General features: G+C 45.5%; 21 protein-coding genes. 3 read left to right on the top strand and 18 right to left on the bottom strand.

Going from position 1 to position 25,874, the window contains the following annotated elements:
* Positions 1-244: 244 nt before the first annotated feature.
* The 5 genes from glpX to AM500_RS01860 form a co-directional block, all read right to left on the bottom strand.
* Positions 245-1,207 (bottom strand): class II fructose-bisphosphatase, encoded by a 963-nt coding sequence (gene glpX / locus AM500_RS01880; protein ID WP_053597683.1) that lies wholly within the window; start codon positions 1,205-1,207, stop codon positions 245-247.
* Between the two features lie 123 nt (positions 1,208-1,330).
* Positions 1,331-2,617: a UDP-N-acetylglucosamine 1-carboxyvinyltransferase gene (locus tag AM500_RS01875; protein WP_053597682.1), complete on the bottom strand. Its 1,287-nt coding sequence runs from the start codon at positions 2,615-2,617 to the stop codon at positions 1,331-1,333.
* A 552-nt stretch (positions 2,618-3,169) separates the two neighbouring features.
* Positions 3,170-3,811 carry a fructose-6-phosphate aldolase gene (gene fsa, locus AM500_RS01870; protein WP_053597681.1) on the bottom strand — a complete coding sequence of 214 codons (642 nt, stop codon included), beginning with the start codon at positions 3,809-3,811 and terminating at the stop codon, positions 3,170-3,172.
* A 227-nt stretch (positions 3,812-4,038) separates the two neighbouring features.
* A complete protein-coding gene (locus AM500_RS01865) occupies positions 4,039-4,896 on the bottom strand; it encodes a class II fructose-bisphosphate aldolase (RefSeq protein WP_053597680.1) in 858 nt (285 codons plus the stop codon).
* Positions 4,897-5,157: 261 nt separating this feature from the next.
* Positions 5,158-5,523, bottom strand: coding sequence for a response regulator (locus AM500_RS01860; RefSeq protein WP_043930085.1), 366 nt, complete (start codon positions 5,521-5,523; stop codon positions 5,158-5,160).
* Positions 5,524-5,701: 178 nt separating this feature from the next.
* Here AM500_RS01860 and AM500_RS01855 point away from each other — a divergent pair, with 178 nt between their 5' ends.
* Entirely contained in the window at positions 5,702-6,235 is a 534-nt protein-coding gene (locus tag AM500_RS01855; RefSeq protein ID WP_053597679.1) for a DUF2529 domain-containing protein, read from the top strand.
* A gap of 163 nt (positions 6,236-6,398) precedes the next feature.
* Here AM500_RS01855 and AM500_RS01850 read toward each other — a convergent pair whose 3' ends face one another.
* The 10 genes from AM500_RS01850 to AM500_RS01805 all read right to left on the bottom strand — a co-directional run bounded on the left by AM500_RS01850 (position 6,399) and on the right by AM500_RS01805 (position 20,858).
* On the bottom strand, positions 6,399-7,997 hold the full coding sequence (locus AM500_RS01850; RefSeq protein ID WP_053597678.1) for a CTP synthase: 1,599 nt from the start codon (positions 7,995-7,997) through the stop codon (positions 6,399-6,401).
* A 273-nt stretch (positions 7,998-8,270) separates the two neighbouring features.
* On the bottom strand, positions 8,271-8,867 hold the full coding sequence (rpoE, locus tag AM500_RS01845) for a DNA-directed RNA polymerase subunit delta (RefSeq protein WP_331457401.1): 597 nt from the start codon (positions 8,865-8,867) through the stop codon (positions 8,271-8,273).
* Between the two features lie 174 nt (positions 8,868-9,041).
* Positions 9,042-9,245, bottom strand: coding sequence for a hypothetical protein (locus AM500_RS01840; RefSeq protein ID WP_053597677.1), 204 nt, complete (start codon positions 9,243-9,245; stop codon positions 9,042-9,044).
* Positions 9,246-9,833: 588 nt separating this feature from the next.
* Complete coding sequence (gene icmF, locus AM500_RS01835) at positions 9,834-13,094, bottom strand: fused isobutyryl-CoA mutase/GTPase IcmF (protein ID WP_053597676.1); 3,261 nt, start codon at positions 13,092-13,094, stop codon at positions 9,834-9,836.
* A 14-nt stretch (positions 13,095-13,108) separates the two neighbouring features.
* A complete protein-coding gene (locus tag AM500_RS01830; protein ID WP_053597675.1) occupies positions 13,109-13,765 on the bottom strand; it encodes a TetR/AcrR family transcriptional regulator in 657 nt (218 codons plus the stop codon).
* Positions 13,766-14,003: 238 nt separating this feature from the next.
* Positions 14,004-15,143: an acyl-CoA dehydrogenase gene (locus tag AM500_RS01825; protein ID WP_053597674.1), complete on the bottom strand. Its 1,140-nt coding sequence runs from the start codon at positions 15,141-15,143 to the stop codon at positions 14,004-14,006.
* Between the two features lie 32 nt (positions 15,144-15,175).
* A complete protein-coding gene (locus AM500_RS01820) occupies positions 15,176-16,294 on the bottom strand; it encodes an acyl-CoA dehydrogenase (RefSeq protein WP_053597673.1) in 1,119 nt (372 codons plus the stop codon).
* 44 nt (positions 16,295-16,338) lie between these two features.
* A complete protein-coding gene (locus tag AM500_RS01815) occupies positions 16,339-17,187 on the bottom strand; it encodes a 3-hydroxybutyryl-CoA dehydrogenase (protein WP_053597672.1) in 849 nt (282 codons plus the stop codon).
* 30 nt (positions 17,188-17,217) lie between these two features.
* A complete protein-coding gene (locus AM500_RS01810; RefSeq protein WP_053597671.1) occupies positions 17,218-18,405 on the bottom strand; it encodes an acetyl-CoA C-acetyltransferase in 1,188 nt (395 codons plus the stop codon).
* Between the two features lie 323 nt (positions 18,406-18,728).
* Positions 18,729-20,858, bottom strand: a complete 2,130-nt coding sequence (locus AM500_RS01805) for a (Fe-S)-binding protein (protein ID WP_442853985.1) — start codon at positions 20,856-20,858, stop codon at positions 18,729-18,731.
* Positions 20,859-21,099: 241 nt separating this feature from the next.
* Between AM500_RS01805 and cls the strand changes: the two genes are divergently transcribed.
* On the top strand, positions 21,100-22,218 hold the full coding sequence (gene cls / locus AM500_RS01800; RefSeq protein ID WP_082347095.1) for a cardiolipin synthase: 1,119 nt from the start codon (positions 21,100-21,102) through the stop codon (positions 22,216-22,218).
* A gap of 22 nt (positions 22,219-22,240) precedes the next feature.
* Positions 22,241-23,197 (top strand): UV DNA damage repair endonuclease UvsE, encoded by a 957-nt coding sequence (uvsE, locus tag AM500_RS01795; RefSeq protein WP_053597668.1) that lies wholly within the window; start codon positions 22,241-22,243, stop codon positions 23,195-23,197.
* Between the two features lie 137 nt (positions 23,198-23,334).
* Here the strand turns inward: uvsE and AM500_RS01790 are convergent, their stop codons facing one another.
* The 3 genes from AM500_RS01790 to AM500_RS01780 form a co-directional block, all read right to left on the bottom strand.
* Positions 23,335-23,520, bottom strand: coding sequence for an H-type small acid-soluble spore protein (locus AM500_RS01790; RefSeq protein ID WP_053597667.1), 186 nt, complete (start codon positions 23,518-23,520; stop codon positions 23,335-23,337).
* A gap of 110 nt (positions 23,521-23,630) precedes the next feature.
* Positions 23,631-25,301, bottom strand: coding sequence for an arginine--tRNA ligase (gene argS, locus AM500_RS01785; RefSeq protein WP_053597666.1), 1,671 nt, complete (start codon positions 25,299-25,301; stop codon positions 23,631-23,633).
* A complete protein-coding gene (locus tag AM500_RS01780; RefSeq protein ID WP_043930109.1) occupies positions 25,298-25,726 on the bottom strand; it encodes a YwiB family protein in 429 nt (142 codons plus the stop codon). Before AM500_RS01780 ends, argS begins: the two co-directional genes overlap by 4 nt.
* Between the last annotated feature and the right edge of the window lie 148 nt (positions 25,727-25,874).

Genomic DNA, 25,874 nt, shown 5'->3' with positions numbered 1-25,874 from the left:
ATGCAGGGATAAGAAAATCCCACTGATGGATGATTCACTTTATAAGCAGTTGAAATACCTTGTTTAGTGCAGAGAGGGATTCTTAAACATGAAGGATTCTTGAAGTTTAATTGGAAGATAGACTAAACCTGCAAAACAATTTATATTCTACCCTTATTCACAGGAAATAACCATATTTTTTTACTATCTTTCTAGCGCCAAAAGTCCCGGGCTTTTCAAATGCCCGGAATTCTGACGAAATTTTTTATTTTATTACAAGGTGAGGCTTTTTCGTTAAGCTGTGCCGCCCATCGATAAAACGGACTGTCCCCGACTTTGCCCTCATGACGATAGAATGGGTAGAACCATATGAGCCCTTAAACTGGACACCCTTAAGTAATTCCCCATCCGTAACTCCAGTTGCGGCAAAAATCGCGTCATCCCCACGGACAAGGTCTTCCATTCGGAGTACCTTATTGACATCAAGGCCCATTGATTTGCAGCGCTCAATTTCCCCGTCATTTTGAGGTTCAAGCTTCCCGATCAGCTCCCCGCCAAGGCATTTCAGTGCAACAGCCGCAATAACGCCTTCAGGGGCTCCACCGGATCCAAACAGAATATCAACACCAGTAAAATCAAAGGCTGTATTAATTGCTCCAGCAACATCGCCGTCATTGATTAGCTTAATCCTTGCACCGGCTTCACGAAGCTCCGTAATGATTTTGGCATGACGTTCACGATTAAGGACAGTGGCAACAACATCCTCAATGTCTTTATTTTTGGCACGGGCGACAGCCTTTAAATTATCAAGGACAGAGGCATTAATATCTATCAAGCCAACCGCTTCCGGACCAACCGCTATTTTATCCATATACATATCAGGTGCATGAAGAAGGTTTCCATGGTCTGCTATAGCTAAAACCGCGAGTGCGTTCCATCCTCCCGCTGCCACGATGTTGGTTCCTTCTAGAGGATCTACCGCAACATCGACTCTAGGGCCATATCCCGTACCGAGCTTTTCGCCAATGTAAAGCATAGGCGCCTCGTCCATTTCTCCTTCACCGATTACAACTGTTCCCTTCATCGGGACAGTATCAAACACATCCCTCATCGCTGAAGTGGCTGCATCGTCTGCTTCATCCTTCAAACCTCGTCCCATCCAGCGGGCAGAAGCAAGTGCTGCCGCCTCCGTTACTCGGACAAGTTCCATTGTCAAGCTTCTTTCCATGGTCTTTCTCCCTTCATCCAGTACACATTTACAAAAATTCAGAAAAGGCGCTGCCTAAAAGGGCAGGCACCTTTAAGACATTTTTCCCTCCATGTGGAGGATATGTTTCTCTTTATATAGGTATCACGTATTTTTAAGCTGTTCCACTTCTTCTTCTGTCATTGCTTCACGCCAGGCAGTCGCGCCAAGCCCGTGAAGTTTTTCAACGAGATTGCTATAACCCCTGTCGATATGTTCCAGCCCGGTAACCTCAGTTATTCCTTCAGCCATAAGTCCTGCTATAACCAAAGCGGCACCGGCACGCAAGTCGCTTGCCTTCACCTTAGCTCCCTGAAGCTGGACAGGACCTGAAATGATAGCTGAACGGCCTTCAACTTTAATGCTTGCATTCATCCGGCGTAATTCATCAATATGTTTAAACCTGGCCCCATATATCGTATCCGTGACCATGCTCGAGCCTTGAGCTTTTGTTAAGAGTGATGTGAAAGGCTGTTGCAAATCGGTAGGAAAACCCGGGTAAACAAGTGTTTTTATATCTACAGCCTTTAATTTAGAAGTGCTTTTCACAAAAATCTGATCATCACCAGCTTCAACGTAAACACCCATCTCACTAAGCTTGGCCAGCAATGATTCAAGATGCTGAGGAATGACGTTGTCAACCAGGACACCTTCACCCATGGCTGCACCAAGAATGATATAAGTCCCGGCTTCAATTCTGTCTGGAATGATGGTATGGCGGCATCCATGGAGACTATCGACACCATCTATACGGATGACATCTGTACCGGCCCCTTTAATGCGCGCACCCATATTTGTCAACAATGTTGCCACATCGATAATTTCCGGTTCCTTTGCTGCATTTTCAATAATTGTCCGCCCTTTGGCGCGGACCGCAGCAAGCATGATATTGATAGTTGCGCCGACACTTACTACATCGAGGTAAATCCGCGCGCCTCTCAATTCATCTGCCCTCAAATAAATGGCTCCCTGTTCATTTGTGACACTAGCACCAAGGGCCTCAAAACCCTTAATATGCTGATCTATTGGCCTTGGGCCGAGATGGCATCCACCAGGAAGGCCAATAACTGCCTTTTTGAACCTTCCGAGCATGGCACCCATTAAATAGTAGGAAGCTCGAAGTTTTTTTACTTTCCCATTTGGAAGCGGCATTGAAATCATTGCCGAGGGATCGACAGTCATTTCATTATCGGAAAGCTGTACCTTTCCACCGATTTCTTCAAGCAGCCCTTTTAATATTTCAACATCTGAAATATCGGGAAGTCCCTCAATTACTACGGGGGAATCTGCAAGAATTGTAGCAGGGATAAGTGCAACCGCGCTGTTTTTGGCGCCGCTTACCCGGACAGTACCCTTAAGCGGGTATCCTCCGGCAATTTTAAGCTTTTCCATTTTAGAAACTCCCTTTCCAGCCACCGTACATAAGCTTTACGGCCAATTTTAGTACCGACCGCGGCTAAAGGTATTATTTTCCATAAGCAATAGGCATAATCCGACAGTTTGTCTATCCATTAGTTTACACGAAAAACACCTTTTCATGTACCGATAACCAAAAAAGTTTTCCATCATTTAACGGGCGGTATAATCCCCCGCCCGATCGAAAGGCAACAAACAAACCAGCAGAGGGAATTAAGCTTCCACAAAAGTCCAATTCCTTAAAAATTTGGGCTCAGTTCTTAGAAAAATTAATCGGGCTTTACGGGACTATCCATCAGTGGAAAAGTCGCCACTGATGGAAGTTTCACTTTATCCCACTCTTAAGGGACAGTAAGCCCTAGGGCAACTGTCCCTAAAGGTCCGATTGGTTCAACTAACCATCAGTGGAAAAGTCGCCACTGATGGAAGTTTCACTTTATGGAAAAAAGAAGCTGCAAAAAATCATTCGAAGAGATAGACCAATCACCAATTATATTATTCGGATAAAGCTTTCCTTTTAAGTCCTAATTAGCGGGAGTTCCAGTCCTTAAGGAATGCCTCGATTCCTTTATCTGTAAGTGGATGGTGGAAAATCTGCATCAATACTTTGTAAGGAATTGTGGCTATATGTGCACCTCTTAATGCAGCTTCAGTTACATGCATTGGGTGTCTTATAGACGCAGCGATGATTTCAGTTTCAAGGCCATGGACAGCAAAAATTTCAGCTATTGTCGAGATTAGATCAAGCCCATTTTGCCCAATATCATCAAGCCTTCCAAGGAATGGTGAAACATAAGACGCACCTGCACGGGCAGCAAGAAGTGCCTGATTTGCATTGAAAATGAGGGTTACGTTTGTTTTAATGCCTTCTTGCGAGAAAGTATGGACCGCCTTGAGTCCTTCTGGAGTCATTGGCACTTTGATTGTGATGTTTGGAGCAATTTTTGCAAGCTCCCTGCCCTCTTTAACCATGCCTTCAGCATCGAGAGCAATTACTTCCGCACTGACCGATCCAGGAACAAGCTCAGTAATTTCCTTTAGGCGGTCTTCGAAAGAAACGCCTTTTTCCTTAGCAACAAGCGAAGGATTTGTTGTTACACCGGATAGAAGACCAAGAGAATATGCTTCACGGATTTCATCCATATTGGCTGTATCAATAAAAAATTTCATTTTTAACCCTCCATTGTTAATTAGTACCTGCTGTCAAAAAATACATTGAAACCGCCTCTATTTCAGGGGCGGTTCCGACTATCTTTATAATGTATACCTATTTAGGTTATATATTGAATTTGAAATTTTTTCCTGATTTTAGTTCCAGATACAATGGCTACGCTTGACGAACCTCGCAGGCTCTACAGAGTCAGCCCTGGTCTTCCGTAAAATCAATGAATGTTTTTTTACGCCTTGCCAGAAGAACCGAATTCACGCATTTTTCCTTGAACGGTTTCCTTGATTGCATCACGAGCTGGCCCTAGGTATTTACGTGGATCGTATTCGTTTGGCTTCGCTGCCAATACCTCACGGACAGCCTTTGCAGACGCAATCTGGTTTTCAGTGTTTACATTGATTTTTGCAGTTCCAAGTGAAATGGATTTTTGGATATCCTTTGTCGGGATTCCTGTTCCGCCATGAAGGACAAGCGGCACGCCTGTCGCCTGACCGATTTCTTCCATTTCCTTGAAGCCAAGGTTTGGTTCACCTTTATAAGGTCCATGTACAGAACCAAGAGCTGGTGCAAGGAAGTCAATGCCAGTACGTGTCACAAGCTCCTTACACTCTTCGACATCAGCATAGATAACACCGTCAGCAATGACATCATCTTCCTGTCCGCCGACTGTTCCAAGCTCGGCCTCAACAGATACTCCCTTAGAGTGTGCATAATCAACAACTTTAGAGGTTATCTCAATATTTTCTTCAAAAGAATGATGTGATGCATCAATCATAACTGAAGTAAAACCTGCATCTATTGCAGCTTTACACTTATCAAAGCTTGAACCATGGTCAAGGTGAATTGCGACTGGGACTGTAACGTTATAATCCTCCATCAAGCCTTCAACCATTTTTACAACTGTTTTAAAGCCGCCCATATATCTTCCAGCACCTTCGGAAACACCAAGGATGACAGGGGAGTTTTCTTCTTGCGCGGCGAGCAGGATTGCCTGAGTGAATTCAAGATTGTTTAAATTGAATTGTCCAACCGCATAGCCTTCCGCTTTTGCTTTGTTGAGCATTTCGGTCATAGAAACTAAAGGCATTTTTATTCCTCCTTAAAGTAGGCTGTTTCGTTAAAAGGCTTCCGTAGTAAGGTTACCCCTCACTTGGCGGATTATGTATATAGGCCAACTAACAAAACATTAAATTCCATTAGTTATCATATCAAACCATTTCATCAAATGCCATTAATCCGTCATATGTACGCAAACTGTCATAATGAAAACGCACACATAGTTGTTTACCCTTGTCAGCGGAATTAAAACACCTTTTCCAACTGGAAACTCAACTGGTTTTAAAAGCACCTATTGCTTTACAGCATAGGTCCGCACCGCGTTCCTGATATCATCAATATCAAACGGCTTTGCAAAGTGAGTGATAGCACCCAGGTCTTTTGCCTCCTGAATCATGTCGAGCTCCCCATAAGCGGTCATGATGATGACTTTAATATCAGGCTCAATTACCTTCATCCTTTTCAAAATCTCAATGCCATCCATTCCCGGTATTTTCATATCCAGAAGGACAAGGTCCGGCTTATGTTTTTTTACAATATCCAAAGCCTGGATGCCATTGGCAGCCTGAAACGTGGCATATCCTTCTTTTTGAAAAACTTCATTAAGCAGGATGCGAATCCCGAATTGATCGTCAACTATTAGTATTTTTTCCTTCATTGTAACATCGCCCCAATTCCCTATTTCTTCTTTATGTTTAAAAGGAAACACCGTCCTCAACTATTTCTCTTTTTCTTACTAATATCCTGCATTTTCTGTCCTCCTTTTTCCGACAATTTTTGCATAGTGAAGGAATTTGTCTATAATGAAAGGAAAAACATCGAGGGGGAAGCAATGAATGCTGAAAATGTTTTCGACACAGCTGACAGGACTGTTAGGCAGAATACAGAATAAACAGGAAGAAAACTTTGAGGACGCCGCCCGTCTGCTTGCACAGGCATCAGCTGGACAGGGCAAAATCTATATTTTTGGGCCAAACGAAATGGCTGCTGTGGGAATGGAGGCTACCTCCGGGGTTGAACCGCTTCAAAGCGCAGCAATTTTGGAACCTTCTTCACCACCAACCTTTACGGCTGCTGACAGGGCAATGATAATTACTCGCTTTTCCTCCGATCAGAATGGGATTGAGGCTGCCGAAGTTTTGCGAAGAGAAGGAGTTCCGTTTATATCCGTTTGTACGTCAGATGAAGACAACGAAAAATCACTTGCTGAATTAGCCGATGTACACATTGATCTTTTCCTAAAAAAGGGGCTGCTTCCTGACGAAACAGGAAACAGGTATGGGTATCCAGGACCAATCGCGGCCTTATATGTGTACTATGGATTAAAATTCACAATTGATGAGATATTGGCTGAATACGACCAACTCTAAAGCTTCTCAAGATGACTTTGGAATGGTTTTTTTATCATGCGATTTCCACTTGTTCACAAAACAAATACAAAACATTTCCTTTTCAGACGTATATCATGCCAATGTTTTCCGGACAAAAAAAGCCAGTCTCCTCTTTAGTTGAGGAACTGGCTTTTATTATGCATTACTTCCCTTGAAGTGAAGCATGAATGAATTCACGGAATAAAGGTTGAGGGCGTGTCGGCCTTGACAGGAATTCTGGATGGAACTGTGAAGCGACGAACCAAGGGTGTTCTGTAACTTCAATTGTTTCAATCAGGCGGCCATCCGGGCTTGTACCGGAAAAGACAAAGCCTGCCTGTTCCATATCCTTGCGATAATGATTATTGAACTCATAGCGATGGCGGTGGCGTTCGTATACAATTTTCTCACCATAAGCTTCATAAACTTTTGTACCCTCAACAAGTTTGCAAGGATACAAACCAAGACGAAGAGTTCCACCAAGGTCTTCAACATCCTTCTGTTCAGGAAGCAAATCAATAATTGGATGTTTCGTGTTTGGATCAAGCTCGGACGAGTGCGCGCCTTCAAGGCCAAGTACATTACGGGCAAATTCTATAGTTGCAAGCTGCATCCCCAGGCAAATCCCCAAGAAAGGCACCTTTCGTTCACGGGCATATTTGATTGCCGAAATTTTCCCTTCGACTCCTCTGTCCCCAAAACCGCCGGGTACAAGAATACCGTCCGCATCGCCAAGCAATTCTTCAACATTTTCTTCATTAACATGCTCGGCATTCACCCAGTCGATGTCGATATCTGCATCATGCGCATACCCAGCATGCTTAAGTGCTTCGACAACAGACAAGTATGCATCCTGCAATTCAACATACTTTCCGACAAGGGCAATTTTTGTCTTTCCTGTCAAATTTGTTACTTTATCGACAAGAGCCTTCCATTCAGTCATATCCGCTTCGCCACATTGAAGCTTCAAGTGATCGCAAACAATACTATCCAGGTTTTGTTCCTGAAGATCCAACGGAATGGTATAAAGAGTTTCTGCGTCACGGCATTCAATGACTGCCTTTTTATCAATATCACAAAACAGCGCAATTTTGTCCTTCATATCCTGGGATACAGGAAGTTCTGTCCGGACGACGATGACGTTTGGCTGGATTCCAAGGCTTCGTAATTCTTTTACACTATGCTGTGTAGGCTTGGTTTTCATTTCCCCGGCTGCTTTAATGTATGGGATTAATGTACAGTGAATATACATTACGTTCTCATGGCCGATATCGCTCTTGATTTGGCGAATAGCCTCAAGAAATGGCAGCGATTCAATATCCCCTACTGTTCCGCCGATTTCAGTAATAACCACATCCGCATTTGTCTCATGGCCTGCGCGGAATACGCGCTCCTTGATTTCATTTGTGATATGTGGAATAACTTGAACCGTCCCGCCAAGATAATCCCCACGGCGCTCTTTTTTCAGGACTGTCGAATAAATCTTTCCCGTTGTAACATTGCTGTTCTTAGTCAGATTAATATCGATAAAGCGCTCATAGTGGCCAAGGTCAAGGTCTGTTTCCGCCCCATCGCCTGTTACATACACTTCCCCGTGCTGATACGGGCTCATCGTTCCTGGGTCAACGTTAATATATGGGTCAAACTTCTGGATAAAAACGCTTAGACCCCTATTTTTCAAAAGTCGTCCTAATGAAGCAGCTGTGATTCCTTTTCCAAGCGAGGAAACAACCCCGCCGGTTACAAAAATATATTTTGTCATATTAAGTCCCCCTCTAATACAGTTTGTTCAATTCCTGCCTGATTACAGCCTTTTGTCGAAAAAAAACGGTGCCATGAGTTAAATTGTCTTCTAAAAGGGGATTTGAATCAGTCTTGCAGAACGGCTAGAAGCCAGAATCTTCACGCCGGAAAAAAATAAAAAAGCGCCCTCCTGCAGCAGTTGCAAGGGGAGCGCTTGATAGCAATTGATATTCGTTCCTTTTTTAAGGAGCCCAAAAACGATTCTACAGGCAAGAGGATAGGATTGTCAAGCCTACATTTCCTCGTCTTCGTCCTCATCCTCGGCCAGCTCTTCTTCTTCAAGGGCTTCAAGACTTTCTTCCAGGTCGTCATCAAGATCTTCATCTATATCTTCTTCAAGGTCCTCATCGATGGCTTCATCATCGGCGATATCAAAGTCTTCTTCTTCCTCATCAATATCATCAAAGCTGTCATCATCTTCTTCATCAAGAATATCATCTTCGACAAAATCTTCGGGATCATCAAAATCGGTATCATCAAGTTCTTCATAATCATCCAGTTCTTCATCCAGAACCTTTTTCGCCTTTTTCTTCTTCGGCTTGGCGGCATGAACCTGCTCTTCCTCAACTGTATCGACAGGATACCATACCCGGAGGCCCCATTTATTTTCACCTAGTGAAATAAAACGGCCATCTATGTTCAAATCAGTATAAAACTGTGCAAGCCTTGATCTTACTTGCTCGCTGGACAGGTCTGATGCTTTCGAAATTTGATCCACAATATCATGGAAGGATAAGGTTTGCTTCGTATTCTTCAGCAGTTCATAGGCCATTTCAATCATGGACATTTCCTTCAACTGCTCTTTAGAGTAATTTTCTAGACTCAACATTGGCACTTCCTTTCAAATTTACGCCCAAAAGGCTCAGGAAGGGATTCTCCCGAAATACATATTCTTCATTATAAACAAAATGTTCCCGTTTATGCCAGTTATAACTGGGTGCGGCAGGAATATTTATTCCACTCTTAACACTCAGTAAGCGTCCCCGCAGATGGAATGGTCACTTTATCCCACACGATTGTTACGGCCGCCTTCTTCTCTCTCCCGCCTTTCCCTTTCCATTGATAATTCCTTCAAGGCAAGCATGAGGAAAAGAATGGCAAGGAGCAAAAAGGATATAGCTCCAAGCTGGTGTTGATATAAATAATAAAGTGGCCAGGCTGACAGGATGAGTAAAGCAATTATATACTTTGTCTTTATCTTTTTCATCTGCCAATCCCTCCCAAGTATGTATGCCAATATTATATAGTATCCGGGACAAATTTTAACTCATTTTCTTGTTTTTTGGAAAAATATTTCTCCTATTTCAAGGAAACTTATTACAAAATAGCCCAGGGAAGGCTTCCCCTCCCCGGGTTTCTTTTTACTTCCATCTTTAGCGCTTGAGCTTTTGCTCTACTTCTATATAGGTTAAACCTAAAGCTTTTCTGTAATTTCCGCTCCAGGCGCTTCGCTTTCCGTGGGCGGGCGGGGAGCCTCCTCGTCGCTTTTCTCCTGCGGGGTCTCCCACTGTCCCTTTTCTCCCACAGGAGTCTACGCGCCTTCCGCTTCAATCCAATAGAATTCCTACGCTTCTCAAATTCTTTAGTTGAACTTAAATAGCTTTGAACGCGTTCCGGATACTTGAAGTCCCCTCACTATAAGTCAACATTGAATCGCTATCATTCATCGTGTTTCCTTTATCCCACCCTTAAGTCTCAGTAAGTCTCCTTGGGAGACAACTGAGACTTAAGGTGGTCCGATTCGTTCAACTAACCATCAGTGGAATGTCGGATCAAGGCGCTTGCGCTTTTGTTCTTACATATTCCGGCGATATTGGCCGCCAACCTCGTATAGTGCATGAGTAATTTGGCCAAGGCTTGCTACCTTTACCGTTTCCATTAGCTCGGCAAAAATATTCCCGCCAGATACTGCCGCTTCTTTAAGCTGCTTCAATGCATTCGCTGCCTTTTCGGCATGTTTCTCCTGGAACTTGCGAAGATTGGCAATTTGAAGCTCCTTTTCTTCCTTGGAGGCTCTGGCTATCTCCATATTGTCCATTTCCTCCTCTGAAGGAGGATTCGGATTCAGGTACGTATTCACACCAATAATCGGCAGTTCACCGGAATGTTTTTTCATTTCATAATACATTGATTCATCCTGTATTTTTCCTCGCTGATATTGCGTTTCCATTGCTCCAAGGACGCCGCCGCGATCATTGATTCGTTCAAATTCCTGAAGAACCGCTTCCTCAACAAGGTCCGTTAGCTCATCAATGATGAACGCTCCCTGCAGCGGGTTTTCATTTTTCGACAGGCCGTGTTCCTTGGTAATAATCATTTGGATCGCCATTGCCCTGCGGACCGACTCTTCTGTCGGAGTTGTAATCGCCTCGTCATAGGCATTTGTATGGAGAGAATTGCAATTATCCTGCAATGCCATCAACGCCTGCAGCGTAGTCCGAATATCATTGAAGTCAATTTCCTGGGCATGGAGCGAACGTCCGGAAGTCTGAATATGATACTTAAGCTTCTGGCTGCGTTCATTCGCTCCATATTTATCACGCATGACCGTTGCCCAAATCCTGCGGGCTACCCGGCCAATGACTGTATATTCCGGATCAAGTCCATTTGAAAAAAAGAAGCTCAAGTTTGGCGCGAATTCATTAATATCCATCCCGCGGCTCAAATAGTACTCCACATAGGTGAACCCGTTTGCCAGGGTGAAGGCTAGCTGAGAAATCGGATTGGCTCCCGCTTCTGCAATATGATAGCCAGATATGGAGACAGAGTAATAATTGCGAACCTGATGGTCAATGAAATACTGCTGTATATCTCCCATCATCCTTAGCGCAAATTCAGTGGAGAAAATACATGTATTTTGTCCCTGGTCTTCTTTCAGGATATCGGCCTGAACGGTACCGCGGACATTTTTGAGTGTATATGCCCGAACCTCCGCAAATTCCTCTACCGTCAGCATCCTTCCTAGCTCTGCTTCCTTCTTTTCAACCTGTTGATGGATGGCAGTATTCATGAACATCGCGAGGATGATTGGTGCAGGCCCATTGATGGTCATGGACACTGAAGTGGACGGGTGGCATAAGTCAAATCCCTTATACAGTTTATTCATATCGTCAAGCGTACAGATTGAAACTCCGCTCTCGCCAATTTTCCCATAAATATCGGGACGGTAATCCGGATCCTCCCCATAAAGGGTAACAGAGTCAAACGCGGTGCTAAGCCGTTTTGCAGTATCATCCTTTGAAAGATAATGGAAGCGGCGATTTGTCCGTTCTGGAGTCCCTTCACCTGCAAACTGCCTTTTTGGATCCTCGCCTTCCCGCTTGAACGGGAACACGCCTGCGGTATACGGGAATGACCCCGGAACATTTTCACGATACACCCAGCGGAGAATTTCTCCATAATCTTTGTATTTCGGCAGGGCGACCTTTGGAATATCAAGTCCTGACAGGCTCTTTGATTTCAGCGCTGTACGAACTTCCTTATCACGGATTCTGACCACATACTCATCCGCCGCATAATCCGCTTTCATTTTTTCCCAACCGTCTAAAACTGCCTTAGATTCAGGAGACAGCGCAGCGACAGTATTTTCTTTCAGCTTATTCAATTCAGCAAGCACATCTTTACTGCTCGTTTGGCCCAGTGAATTAAGGACTCCCTCTATTTGAAATAGCTTTCTCGCCAATTCCGCCTGCTGTTCTGCTTTTTTATGATAATTGCGGACAGTTTCGCCAATTTCCCTTAGATAGTATCTGCGGTCGGTCGGAATGATAACATTTTGTTTTTCAACTAAAGCTTTTTTGTTAAAAGTGGTCTGCCAATCAGCACCAGACTTTTCATTAATTTTTTCAATCAATGCAGCAAATACTGCGTTGGTACCCTGATCATTGAACTGGCTTGCAATGGTCCCATATACCGGCAAATCATCCGGGTCTTTTTCAAACAGCATATGGCTGCGCTGATATTGCTTCTGAACTTGGCGCTTGGCATCCTCCGATCCTTTCCTCTCAAACTTGTTGATGACAATCAGGTCCGCAAAATCAATCATGTCAATTTTCTCAAGCTGAGAAGGAGCGCCGAATTCACTCGTCATGACATACATGGAGATGTCGCAAATCTCGGTAATAGCTGCATCTCCCTGGCCAATTCCGCTTGTCTCCACGACGACGAGATCAAAGCCAGCCGCCTTGGCAACTGAAACCGCATCCTTAATTGCAAGTGACAGCTCGCTGCGAGAGGCTCTTGTAGCAAGGCTCCGCATATAGACGCGAGGATTGAATATTGAGTTCATCCGAATTCTGTCCCCCAGAAGCGCACCGCCTGTTTTTTGCTTGGTTGGGTCGACAGACAGGATGGCAACCTTTTTATCGGGAAGTTCATTGAGAAAGCGGCGAATCAGCTCGTCTGTCAAAGAACTTTTTCCAGCGCCGCCTGTTCCGGTGATTCCGACAACTGGCACTTTTTTTGCAGCAGATCTGACCTTTTCAATGACCTCCGCAGCTGCGGCAGCCTCTTCGCCTGAAGCTACATGGTACTCTGCCAGGGTAATTAGCCTGGCAAGGGACCTGATATCCCCAGATTTTAACCCCTCAATCTCCGAGGCGGGGTCATTGGAGATTGTTGAGAAATCACACTCCCTGACCATCCTGTTAATCATCCCCTGCAGGCCATGCTTGCGGCCATCTTCCGGAGAAAAAATTCCGGATATGCCGTACTCATGAAGTTCCTTTATCTCTCGAGGTATGATAACTCCGCCTCCGCCGCCATAAATACGGATATGGCCTGCACCTCTTTCCTTCAACAGGTCATACATATATTTAAAATACTCAACATGCCCGCCCTGGTAGGAGGATATCGCAATACCCTGGGCATCTTCCTGAATCGCAGCATTGACGACCTCCTCAACCGAACGGTTATGTCCAAGATGAATGACCTCGACCCCAGTCGATTGCAGTATCCTCCTCATAATATTGATTGAAGCATCATGTCCGTCAAACAGGCTTGACGCTGTCACAAAACGGACGTGATGCACAGGTTTGTAAATTTCTTGTACGCTCATTCATGGTCCTCCTTTCAATACGCAGACTTTGAATAGTGTCCGCCCTGTTTTCCTTTGCTGATTCCCGAAAGAAGCAAAGCAGTCTGATGTTCAATGTATTCCTCAAGCGTGAACCTTTTTCTTAACGCCCAGCGCCTGAACCCCCACATTTGGCCGAGCACAATAATGTCATGCGAAATAAGTTCGGCTTCTTTCTCCGAAAGCTCCAACTCTCCATTAGCAATACACCGGTTTATCAATTCCCGGAACATGCCAGCCATTTCGTTTTCTTTTTTAAAAACATATGGCAAAGCATCTTTTGTGAGCGATTTCGCTTCCTGGTACATGACCAGGACTTCATCCTGCATGTCATCCATAATCCTGAAATAATCGGCTATTCCCTGCTTCAGGCTTTCGAGTGTATTGCCCTTATTATTCAGGTCCTTCATCAGCTGGGTTGCAACTTGGTCGTATATGCTGTCGCACACGAGGTAAAGCACATCTTCCTTCGTGCGTATATATTCATAGAGGGTCCCGATAGAGAAGCCAGAGGCCCTCGCAATTTCCCTTGTTGTTGTACGGTGGAACCCCTTTTGTTTAAAAAGTGCAACCGCACCCCTGATCATCTGGCTGCGTCTCCTTTTAACCAGAAGTTCATCTTTTACGGAAGCTTGGACTTCCCTTTTTTTCAAAAATCCCACCGCCCTTGTTCGTTTATCGCGATCTATTGCTTTCTAATCCGCTAGGGTTTCATGTTAATTGGACTAATGAGTTCTAGCTTACAAAAACAAAGCACCCAAGAAATGCCGCTAAGCACTAATCTCCCTGAAACCGTTCGTCAATGACTAACCAACTTGCCTCTTGCTCGAAATGTTCTTGATGAAACATCTCGCCATCTCAAAGTTTGCCCCTACTAACCCACGTAGCAAATTACTTCGTCAGCATCCTCGAGATGACGAGACGTTGAATTTCCTGGGTGCCTTCGTAGATTTGGGTGATCTTCGCATCGCGCATGAACCGCTCTACCGGATAGTCCTTTGTATAGCCATAGCCGCCAAACACCTGGACAGCCTCAGTGGTTACTTTCATAGCAGTATCTCCGGAAAACAACTTTGCCATCGCAGAAGCCTTGGCATATGGAAGGCCTTCCGATTCAAGCCATGCGGCCTGGTAGGTTAATAGCCTGGAAGCTTCTATTCCAGTTGCCATATCTGCAAGCTTAAAGGATATTCCCTGATTGGCTGCAATCGGCTTTCCGAACTGCTGTCGTTCCTTTGCATAGTCGACCGCTGCATCAAGGGCGCCTTGGGCAATTCCAACAGCCTGGGCAGCAATGCCGTTCCGGCCGCCATCTAGCGTCATCATCGCAATCTTGAAGCCCTCCCCCTCTTCACCTAGTCGGTTCTCAACCGGAACACGGCAGTCTTCAAAAATAATTTCCGTTGTTGGTGATGACCTGATGCCCAATTTCTTTTCCTTTTTACCAACAGAGAAGCCCGCAAAGTCTTTTTCAATAATGAATGCCGTCGTTCCCTTTTGGCGGCTCGACGGATCAGTCAGGGCAAAAACCACATAAATATCAGCAATCCCGCCGTTTGTAATGAAAATCTTTGAGCCGTTCAAAACATAATGGTCCCCGTCAAGACGGGCGGTCGTCCTCATGCCGCCAGCATCCGAGCCGCTTCCAGGTTCAGTCAAGCCATAAGCACCAACCTTTGAACCCTCAGCCATTGGGCGAAGATACTTCTGCTTTTGCTCTTCATTGCCGAATTTATAAATCGGCCAGCCGGCAAGCGAAGTATGAGCTGACAGAGTCACACCTGTTGACGCACAGACGCGGGAAAGCTCTTCTACTGCAATACAGTAAGCGAGATAATCGCTTCCGATGCCGCCATACTCCTCAGGCCAGGGAATCCCGGTCAGCCCTAGCTCAGCCATTTTGTCAAACAGCTCCCTGTCGAACCGCTCTTCTTCGTCGCGTTCCGCTGCGGTTGGCGCAACCTCATTCCTCGCAAAATCACGGACCATTTTCCGAATCATTTCATGTTCTTCGCTTAATTTGAAATTCATGTTCCATCCCCCTCAATCTAGTAAAAAATGACTTAAAGCTGCCGTGCAATGACGTGCCGCTGGATTTCACTTGTTCCTTCATAAATCTCTGTCACCTTCGCATCACGGAACAGCCGCTCAACCGGATACTCCTCTGTATAGCCATAGCCGCCAAACACTTGGATTGCTTCCGTTGCCGTTTCCACCGCAGTCTTTGAGGCAAAAAGCTTTGCCATCGAGGCCTCCAGACTGCATTTTTTCCCTTCCGACCTAAGTGAAGCTGCCCGGTACACTAGCAGCCTTGAAGCTTCAACAGCAGTTGCCATGTCAGCCAGTTTAAAGCCAATTCCTTGATTGGCTGCAATCGGTTTTCCAAACTGATGCCTTTCCTGGGCATAGCGTACCGCTTCAGAAAGTGCCGCCTCGGCAATGCCAAGCGCCTGCGCTCCAATCCCGATTCGGCCGCCATCCAGATTGGACATTGCAATTTTGAAGCCCTGGCCTTCTTCCCCAAGAAGATTTTCACGCGGAACCTTCATATCCTCAAATGTAAGCTGGACAGTCCGCGACCCATGCAGCCCCATTTTCTTTTCGTCTTTTCCAATGACCAGACCAGGTGACCCCTTTTCAACAATGAACGCTGAAATTTCCTCCTCAGCGGTTCTCGCAAACACAATGTAAATGTCAGCTTCCCCGCCATTTGTGATGAACACCTTTGACCCATTGACAACGTAATGGTCACCTTTAAGGACTGCCTTCGATTTTAATGCTCCTGCATCGGATCCCGCACTTGGCTCAGTCAGGCAGAACGCCCCAAGCAATTGCCCTGAAGCCATTCCCGGAACATACTTTTTCTTTTGTTCCTCTGTTCCAAAATAAAGAATCGGGTTGGTTCCAACTGACGTATGAACACTCAGGATAACGCCCACAGCCGCACTTACCCTTGAAACCTCATTGATGGCAATGATGTAGGACATAAAGTCCATCCCCGCGCCGCCGTACTCCTCCGGAACTGGAATGCCCATTAGCCCAAGGTCACCCATCTTTGCGATCAGCTCCCTCGGGAACTCGCCCTGTTCCATCCTATCCACCCATGGTGCGATCTCTTTCTCTGCAAAATCACGCACCATCTTCCTCATCATGTCATGCTCTTCAGTAAAGCGAATATCCATCCTTATCCCCCTGTCCGGCAGATCGCCTGGCAGTTAACTGGCATTTAATATTCGTAGAAGCCGCGGCCTGACTTTTTCCCGAGCCAGCCGGCTTTTACATATTTCCTTAATAGCGGGCATGGACGGTACTTGCTGTCTCCAAAGCCTTCATAGAGCGTTTCCATAATATACAGGCAAGTATCAAGCCCAATAAAATCCGCCAAGGTAAGTGGCCCCATGGGATGATTCATCCCAAGCTTCATGACCTCGTCGATTGCTTCCTTTGTCGCCACACCCTCATACAACGTATAAATTGCTTCATTAATCATCGGCATCAATATCCGGTTAGAAACAAAGCCAGGAAAATCATTTACTTCCACCGGAACTTTTCCAAGGACACGCGTAATCTCTTCAATCTGGCTGTACACCTCATCGGATGTAGCCAGGCCACGAATGATCTCCACCAGCTTCATGACTGGCACCGGATTCATAAAATGCATGCCAATTACCTTTTCAGGCCGTTTCGTTGCCGCCGCAATCTCCGTAATTGGCAGCGATGACGTATTACTCGCAAGAATCGCATGCGAGGGGGCAAGCCTATCCAGCCTGGTGAAAATATCCGTTTTCACATCCATATTTTCTACGGCAGCCTCAATCACAAGGTCAACGGAAGCCGCATCCTCAAGTGAAGATGATACTGAAATTCGACCAAGTGTTTCTTCCATTCCAGCCGCCTCAAGTTTTCCTTTTTCCACTGCTCTGATGAGATTCTTCTTAATTCCTGATAAGCCACGCTCCACGAATTCCGGCTTCAAATCATTGAGTAAAACCGAATACCCAGCCTGCGCGCAAACTTGGGCGATTCCCGAACCCATCTGGCCCGCCCCAATGACCATAACATTCTTGATTCCCATCCTATCCCCTCCATTTCTAAACCTAGCAATCTATCGTTTTGGAACCTCAATCATAATCGCATCCCCTTGGCCGCCGCCGCTGCAAATCGCCGCAATCCCGATGCCTCCGCCCCTGCGCTTCAGCTCGTGCATCAGCGTCACAATCACCCGTGCCCCGCTCGCTCCAATCGGATGCCCAAGCGCCACCGCTCCGCCATTGACATTCACCTTCTCAGGGTCAAGCCCCGCAATCTTGTTTGAAGCAAGCGCAACAGCCGAGAACGCCTCATTGATTTCGAACAAGTCGATTTCCTCAAGCGACCTTCCCGTTTTTTGTAAAAGGCCGTTGATAACCAGCCCCGGCGTCTGGGGAAAGTCCTTGGCTTCGACAGCAATTGCCGTATGGCCTACGATCACAGCACCTATTTCTCGTCCTTCGCGCATGGCCCTGTCTTCACTCATCAACACAAGCGCGCTAGCTCCATCATTGATACCAGGTGCATTGCCGGCTGTAATCGTTCCATCTTTGTCAAACGCCGATTTAAGTGAGGACAATTTTTCAAGTGTTGTATCTTTCCTTACAGATTCATCTTCTTTAACAATTATTGGATTACCTTTGCGCTGCGGCACCGCAACAGGAACAATTTCCTCTGCGAACACACCACTATCCATTGCCTTGGCTGCAAGTTGCTGGCTCCTGAGTGCCCATAAATCCTGCTCCTCACGTGTAATCCCCATTTCCTGGGCTGTTGAATTTCCGTACGTCCCCATATGGACGCCAGTGAAACTGCAGCTCAAACCATCGACAATCATCAAGTCCTTCATCTGGGCATCACCCATCCTGAATCCAAAACGGGCTTTTGGCAAAATATATGGGGCGTTGCTCATCGACTCCATGCCCCCCGCAACGATCACCTCAGCATCACCCGCGCGAATGATCTGGTCACCGAGCGTCACGCTGCGCATTCCCGATGCACAAACCTTATTGACCGTCTCGGTTTTAACCTCCCAGGGAATCCCCGCGTGCCTTGCTGCCTGCCTTGATGGAAGCTGTCCCTGACCGCCCTGGAGGACTGTGCCAAGAATCACCTCATCCACCTCATCCGGAGCTACTCCTGCCCGGTTGAGAGCCTCCTTAGCCGCAATGCCTCCTAGTTCGGAAGCAGTAAAGCTGCTTAATCCGCCGCCAAACTTGCCAAACGGTGTACGAACCCCACTCAAAATGACTGTCTTTGTCATAGAACCATCCCCTTTGTTTTTTGATACTAGAACTTACGAAAACAAAGTTAACAGACTGCCTTCTAATCGACTCTGGCCTGGTTTTTTTGCTGTTTACGGTCGTTTAGACTGGCATTTCAGCAGTCCTTACTAAAAAAATCTAAATAACTGTAAAAATCTTTTTTACTTCTTCCATTTCGACTGAACGCTCGCTCGACTTAACTTAAAGTGAAAGCGCTTTTATTTACAGCTATAATTTTACAACAAGAAAAGCAGGAACTGAAATTTTAAACACAACATTCTTAATTTTGTGTCTTCTCATGTCCCTGCTTTTTAACAAATGATTATGAAACGAGCGCGGCTGATGTTCCGATCACCGATTTTTCCAGGAGCTCGGCTACATCGTAAGTTCCAACACTTTCTTCGACTTCCTTTGCCTTTGTGCCGTCTGAAAGCATCGTCAAGCAGTACGGACAGCCGGACGATATAACAGATGGATTCACCGCCAGCGCCTGCTCAGTCCTGGCAACATTAATTCTGTGTCCGGTTTCCTCTTCCATCCACATCAAGCCGCCTCCAGCACCGCAGCACATGCCATTTTCACGGTTGCGTTCCATTTCTGCTAGTTTGACACCGGGAATGGATTTTAAGATTTCTCGTGGTGCATCATACACGCCGTTATAACGGCCAAGGTAACAGGAGTCATGGAAGGTGATTGTTTCATTCACCTCATGGCGAGGGACGAGCCTGCCTTCCCTGACCAGTTCAAATAATAATTCAGTATGATGATAAACTTCTGCCTCAAGCCCAAAGTCTGGATACTCATTTTTAAAAATATTGTAGGCATGCGGGTCGATTGTAACGATTTTTTTTACGTCATTCTTTTCAAACTCTTCGATGTTCTTTGTCGCCAGTTCCTGAAACAGGAACTCGTTGCCGAGGCGGCGCGGTGTATCTCCGGAGTTCTTTTCCTTATTGCCAAGGATGGCAAATTTGACACCAGCCTCATTCAGCAGCCTTGCAAAGGATAGGGCGATTTTCTGGCTTCTGTTGTCATAGGAGCCCATAGAACCGACCCAGAACAAGTACTCGAATTCCTCGCCTGACTTCTTTGCTTCCTTTACCGTCGGAATATGGACGTCTTCACGGGCATCCCGCCAGTCTTCGCGTTCTTTACGGTTTAAGCCCCAAGGATTACCCTGGCGTTCAATATTGGTCATTGCACGCTGTGCATCTGGTTTAACCTTTCCTTCTGTTAAAACTAGATAACGTCGCAGGTCGATAATTTTATCTACATGTTCATTCATAACCGGGCATTGGTCTTCACAATTACGGCATGTTGTACAGGCCCATAGCTCTTCCTCCGTAATGATGTCCCCGACTAGGCTCGGGCTGTAGCCAGCCGCTGCCGCCGCTTCACCGGCACCACTTCCTGCCGAAGCCAGCGCCAGCTTGTTGCCGGTTGTACTGGCAAATGCATAGGTTGGCACCCATGGCTGCTTCTGCGTGACTGCCGCCCCATAATTGGTGAGATGATCCCGCAGCTTGACGATAATATCCATCGGAGACAGCATTTTCCCTGTACCAGTTGCAGGACACATATTTGTACAGCGTCCGCACTCTACACACGCATAAAAGTCAATCATTTGCAGCTGATTGAAATCTTCTATTTTCCCGACACCAAAACTCTCCTGTGTTTCATCTTCAAAATCAATTTTTTTCAGCTTCCCAACAGGTCCTGTCCGGCTAAAATAAGTGTTGACCGGACCTGCGATAAGGTGGGCATGCTTCGATTGTGGTACATATACGAGGAAGGATAACAGAAGCAGTAGATGAATCCACCAGGCAATGTAAAATAAGGTGATTGCTGCTGTCTTTCCAAGCCATCCAAAGCCTGCAGCAATAACAGATGCTACTGGCTCAGCAACAGAAGCCTCGCCGCCATGCCAAATTATGGCCATTGCATTGCCAAAAAGGACCGACACCATCAGCCCGCCAATAAAAATTAATACAAGTCCCGACTTGAAATTACGCTTAAGACGGACAAGTTTTTCAACATAGCGGCGATAAAATGCCCAGATAACAGCTACTAAAATCATTAAAGTGACGATTTCCTGAAAAAAGGTGAAACCAGAGTAAAGAGGTCCAAGCGGCAAGTGAGAGCCGGGTTTTATCCCTTTCCAGATGAAATCAATTGCTCCGAACTGAACTAGAATAAATCCATAAAAAAACATTACATGGATGATTCCGCTCTTTTTATCTTTCAACAACTTCTTTTGGCCAAAAACATTTGTCCAGATTTTTTGCCACCGCTCTTTGGCTGCTGCATCGAATTCTGCTTTTTTGCCAAGCTTGATATAGGCAACCCGCGTATTAACAACATAAACAAACAAACCGAGTGCGTAAGCGGTTACAAATAAGAATGCAATCAAGTTTACCCATAACAATCCATTCACTTGAAACTCCCCCTCCATATTCTCCTTCTGCCCCTTTTAATTCTTTACGAAAAATTCAGAACTATCTATTTGTATTATAAAAATGAATGAGCATTCAGTCAACCTTTTACCACTCATACATTTACTCCTATAAGTAAAAGCTATGGGTAAAAAAACTTAGAAAAGGAGGCGAGCCTCTATTCTTGTTATCCTTGTTTCTGGATTTCTTTTATTTATTACTGTCTGGCTCGCCGCAGACTATCATTTGGGACAGAAAAAAATGATAAAGTCTGCTCCACCTTCTTTTCCGCGGCGGTTTGGGGCCGTTCGTATTTTTACAAAAGGTGGGGAGCTATTCACTGACTACTTTGAAGAGCTAAAACGGGCTAAGGACTATATTCATGTCATATTCTACATTCTTAAGGAAGATGCCTTAAGCAAGGAATTTCTCGAAATATTAGTTGATAAAGCGAGGTCAGGGGTTGAGGTTCGCTTGCTGGTGGACTGGGCGGGAGGGCGAGCCTTGAAAAAGAAAACGATTACCACTCTTAAGGAGGAAGGAATTAAGTTTGCTTTTACCCACAAGCCTACGCTGCCCTACTTATTTTTCACACTTCAATCCCGGAATCATCGGAAGATTACCATTATTGATGGTAAACTTGGCTATCTTGGCGGCTATAACGTTGGGAACGAATACATTGGCGGAAATCCAAAACTCGCTCCATGGCGTGACTACCATCTTAAGCTTTATGGTGAATCAATACAGGACCTCCAGCAAGTTTTCCTAGATGATTGGAAGAATGATACAGGAGAGGATTTACGGAATGTTCCTTTATATCAGCGAAAAAACGGGAAAGGCCCAGCCCTGCATCAGTTAGTTCCGACTTTAGCTGGAACCACTCTTGAAGATATGTACCTCGAAACATTTGAAAGAGCCAAAGAACGGATTATTATTGGAACACCTTACTTTATCCCGAGCAAAAAATTGTTTTATTCCCTGCAAAATTGCCTGGAACGGGGTGTAGCACTGTCCATTATTGTCCCCGGTAATTCTGATCACCCACTCGTCAAGGAGGCAGCCTACCCGTATTTCCGGGTGCTTATCAAAAAGGGTGCGAGGGTATATCAATTCATGAATGGCTTTTATCACGCCAAGACACTGCTAATTGATCAAACGGTCTGTGATATAGGGACAGCCAATTTTGATAAAAGAAGCCTATTCCTAAATAGTGAGATTAACTGCTATATGTATAGCCAGGAGCAAATTCTCGAAGCTGAGTCGATTATCCAGGCAGATATCGCTAGTTCGAGGGAGTTGGAGCTTGCCTGGCTGGAAACGCGTGATTTTGGCCGCTCAGTGAAAGAGCTTGCCGGAAGAGTAATTTCACCATTTCTTTAGACTTTTACCAGGGGGAGATTGTTTGAAAATAAGATTTGGGTATGTTTCCACGGCTCTTTCCCTCTGGGAAGCGTCACCCTCCCGGACGATGACGTTTGCCCGCTATAAACTCCTGGGCAAAGAGGAACGCCAGGAAAAGCTGCTTGCTATTACAGCAGAAAACTTAAAAAATACGCTGCGGATGCTTTATTACAACGTGTCTCACGGGATTGAGGTATATCGGCTTTCAAGTTCAATTGTCCCACTCGCTACACACCCTGAAGCAAGCTGGGACTTCGCCTCGCCTTTTAAGGCTGAATGGCTGGAAATCGGTTCGTTTGTAAAAAAGTATCAACTAAGGGTCAGTTTTCATCCCAACCAGTATACTCTTTTCACCTCCCCAAAAGAGGAGATAACGGTGAATGCGGTCAGGGATATGAAGTACCATTACCGGATGTTTGACTGCATGGGACTGGAACGCCTCGGAACCCATAATATTCACGTTGGTGGTGCTTATGGTGATAAGGAGGCGGCACTTGAGAGATTCCATGAAAATATAAAGCGTCTTCCTGTTCATATAAAGGAGATGATGACGCTTGAGAACGATGACAAAACATATACAACTGAAGAAACTCTTTCGGTGTGTTTAAAAGAGGATATCCCGCTTGCCTTTGATTATCATCATCACATGGCAAACTCTTCAGAGCGCCCCTTAGAAGAGGTACTGCCACTAGTTTATTCGACATGGGCTAACAAGCCGCAGGTTCCCAAAATCCATATCTCTTCTCCGAAATCTGACAAGCTTTATCGTGCTCATGCCGATTTTGTCGATATAGATTTCCTCATGCCGCTTTTAAAGCTGCTCAGGGAGATAAATCAGGATGTTGACTTGATGATTGAAGCAAAAGCAAAGGATCAGGCTCTCCTTAAGCTTGTTCCTGAAGTGGCCGCTATACGTGGTGTCAAGCGGGTTGGCGGTGCTGCAATTGAGTGGAAATAGAAAGCGACAGTGCCAGGCACCACCCGCTTTTCTTGTTACACAGATTGAGTTTCACAGCACCTGGAAACAGAGCTAATCATGCCTCTGACAGATATAAAGCGGCCTCCTTTTAACTAGGGGGCCGCTTTAAGTATTCTTCAATCCACATCTTCGATTAAATTGAGGACAGGAACATCACGCTCTTGCTCGGGATCTTCTTTCCAATAAATCCTTGCCATTTTCGCGGATTCATCTACATTTTGAATTAGAACCCGTTTTCCTTCATAGGTTACATTTATATTATCAGCAGACTCCATAATCTCCTTTGCACGCCCTACATTCATGAGATCCACCCCTCAATAATTTTGTCCTGTATACTATTTACCAAAAAACGGGCTTTTATCCGGAAAGCAAAAATAGAAAAAAACCTCCGAATTCACGGAGGGACAAGTCATTACATTCTTTCAGGTGCAGAAACACCGATAAGTAATAAAGCATTTTTTATTGTAATTTGAACCGACCTTACTAGAGCCAGGCGGGCTTTAGTCCTTTCCGCCTGTTCAGGGTCAACAACCTTTTCCGCATTATAGAAGCTGTGGAATGCGGATGCTAAATCAAACACATAATTGGCAATCCGGTGCGGTGTACGCTTTTCAGCCGCTTCACCAACAGCCTGAGGAAATTCGCCAAGTTTTTTAAGCAAATCAATTTCCTTTTCGGAAGAAACCTGTGATAAATCGACATCCGTTTCAACTGTGAAGCCTTGTTCCGAAGCTTGTCGCAATATGCTTGAAATACGAGCATGAGCGTATTGAGCATAATAGACAGGATTATCATTCGACTGGGAAACAGCAAGATCCAGGTCAAAATCCATATGTGTATCGGCTGAGCGCATTGCAAAGAAGTAGCGGGTCGCATCAAGGCCAACCTCTTCGACGAGCTCACGCATGGTAACAGCTTTTCCGGTTCGCTTGCTCATTTTCATTTTCTCGCCATTCTTGTAAAGATGTACGAGCTGAATAATTTCAACTTCCAGGACATCCTTATCATAGCCCAGTGCCTGAATGGCCGCCTTCATACGCGGGATATAGCCGTGGTGGTCTGCTCCCCACACGTTAATCAGCTTTTCAAAGCCACGATCAAGCTTGTCCTTATGATAGGCAATATCAGGAGTCAGGTATGTATAGGAACCATCCTGCTTGATCAAGACGCGGTCCTTATCATCACCAAACGGAGTTGAGCGCAGCCAGGTCGCTCCTTCCTCCTCAAAAATGTGGCCATTTTCTCGAAGCGTCTTTAATGCCGAATCAATTTTTCCATTATGGTAGAGAGACGTTTCCGAGTACCAGACATCAAACGGTACGCGGAAATCCTCCAGGTCCTTTTTCAGCTTTGCCATCTCAACTTTCAGGCCATGCTCACGGAAAAAGTTGAAGCGCTCCTCCTCAGGCATTGAGACGAACTTGTCCCCATGTTCAGCTGCAAGCTGCTTGCCGATTTCCTTAATATCCTCACCATGATACCCATCTTCAGGCATTCCCTTTTCCATTCCGAGTGCCTCGAAATAGCGTGCCTCAACGGAAAGCGCAAGGTTATTGATCTGGTTGCCTGCATCATTGATATAATATTCCCGCGAAACCTCATAGCCTGCTTTTGCAAGTATATTTGACAGCGAGTCGCCAACAGCCGCACCACGCGCATGGCCAAGGTGGAGGTCGCCGGTCGGGTTTGCCGATACAAACTCAACCTGAATTCTCTGGCCCCTGCCAGTATTCGTTTCTCCATACGCGTCTCCAGCTTCAAGGATGGCTGGGATTAATCCAGTCAAATAGCTATTATTCAAGTAAAAATTAATAAAGCCTGGTCCTGCAAGCTCAATTTTTTCAATCGATGCTTTAGACTGATCAAAATTAGCTACAATTGCTTCGGCAATCGCACGCGGTGCTTTTTTTGCCACGCGTGCAAGCTGCATCGCCATATTGGTGGAATAGTCCCCATGGGCTTTGTCCTTTGGCGTTTCCAATAGTACATCCGGAATCTGCTCTTCCGCAGCCACTCCTGCTTTAAGCACGGCAGCTTTAATTTCATTTTTTAAGTTTTGTTGCACCTGTTCAACTAAGTTCATTGCTCTTCCTCCTCAAACATGATTGCCAAGCTATATGTACCAGCGGGTGCTCCCGCTATCATCAAGTCATATTTCAGCCTGAATATTCCACCCCGCCCGTTTTCACGGATTGCCTGAGCAAGCCGGTCGGTAACGGCTGAAACAGGAAGAGTCCCGTATTGAGTCTCATAGCTGCCCCGTGTCTCCTCACCAAGGCGGAATGGGAGCCGCATCTTGGCAGCACCGCTTCTTAACAGCAGCGCTTTGCCGCTTTCCATTTTAAGTATCGAGCGCACATTTCCTTCTGCTGTGAGTTCCTCATACTGAAGATAGGCTTCATTATCTTTTTCATAAAAAAAGCCGTTTCCTCCAGTGACGATTTCATCCTTAGCGCCGTCCTGGGTAATCGCCGTACTGACCGTAACAATAACTGGCTTCGGATCCATCCGGCCACTTCCTTTACTATCTATCTTATTTGCTGTTTTAAATATGTCTGCTGATTGCCGCTCCAATCACTCTACTAGAAAACCAACATTAAACGTGAAAACAGTCACCTTATAAATATGGCATTATATCATGATTTTCAAACCAGCT

This window comes from Bacillus sp. FJAT-18017, from assembly GCF_001278805.1.
Classification (GTDB): domain Bacteria; phylum Bacillota; class Bacilli; order Bacillales; family Cytobacillaceae; genus Bacillus_D.
Note: the sequence above shows the minus strand (reverse complement) of the source record. Positions and strands in the feature narration are given on the sequence as shown.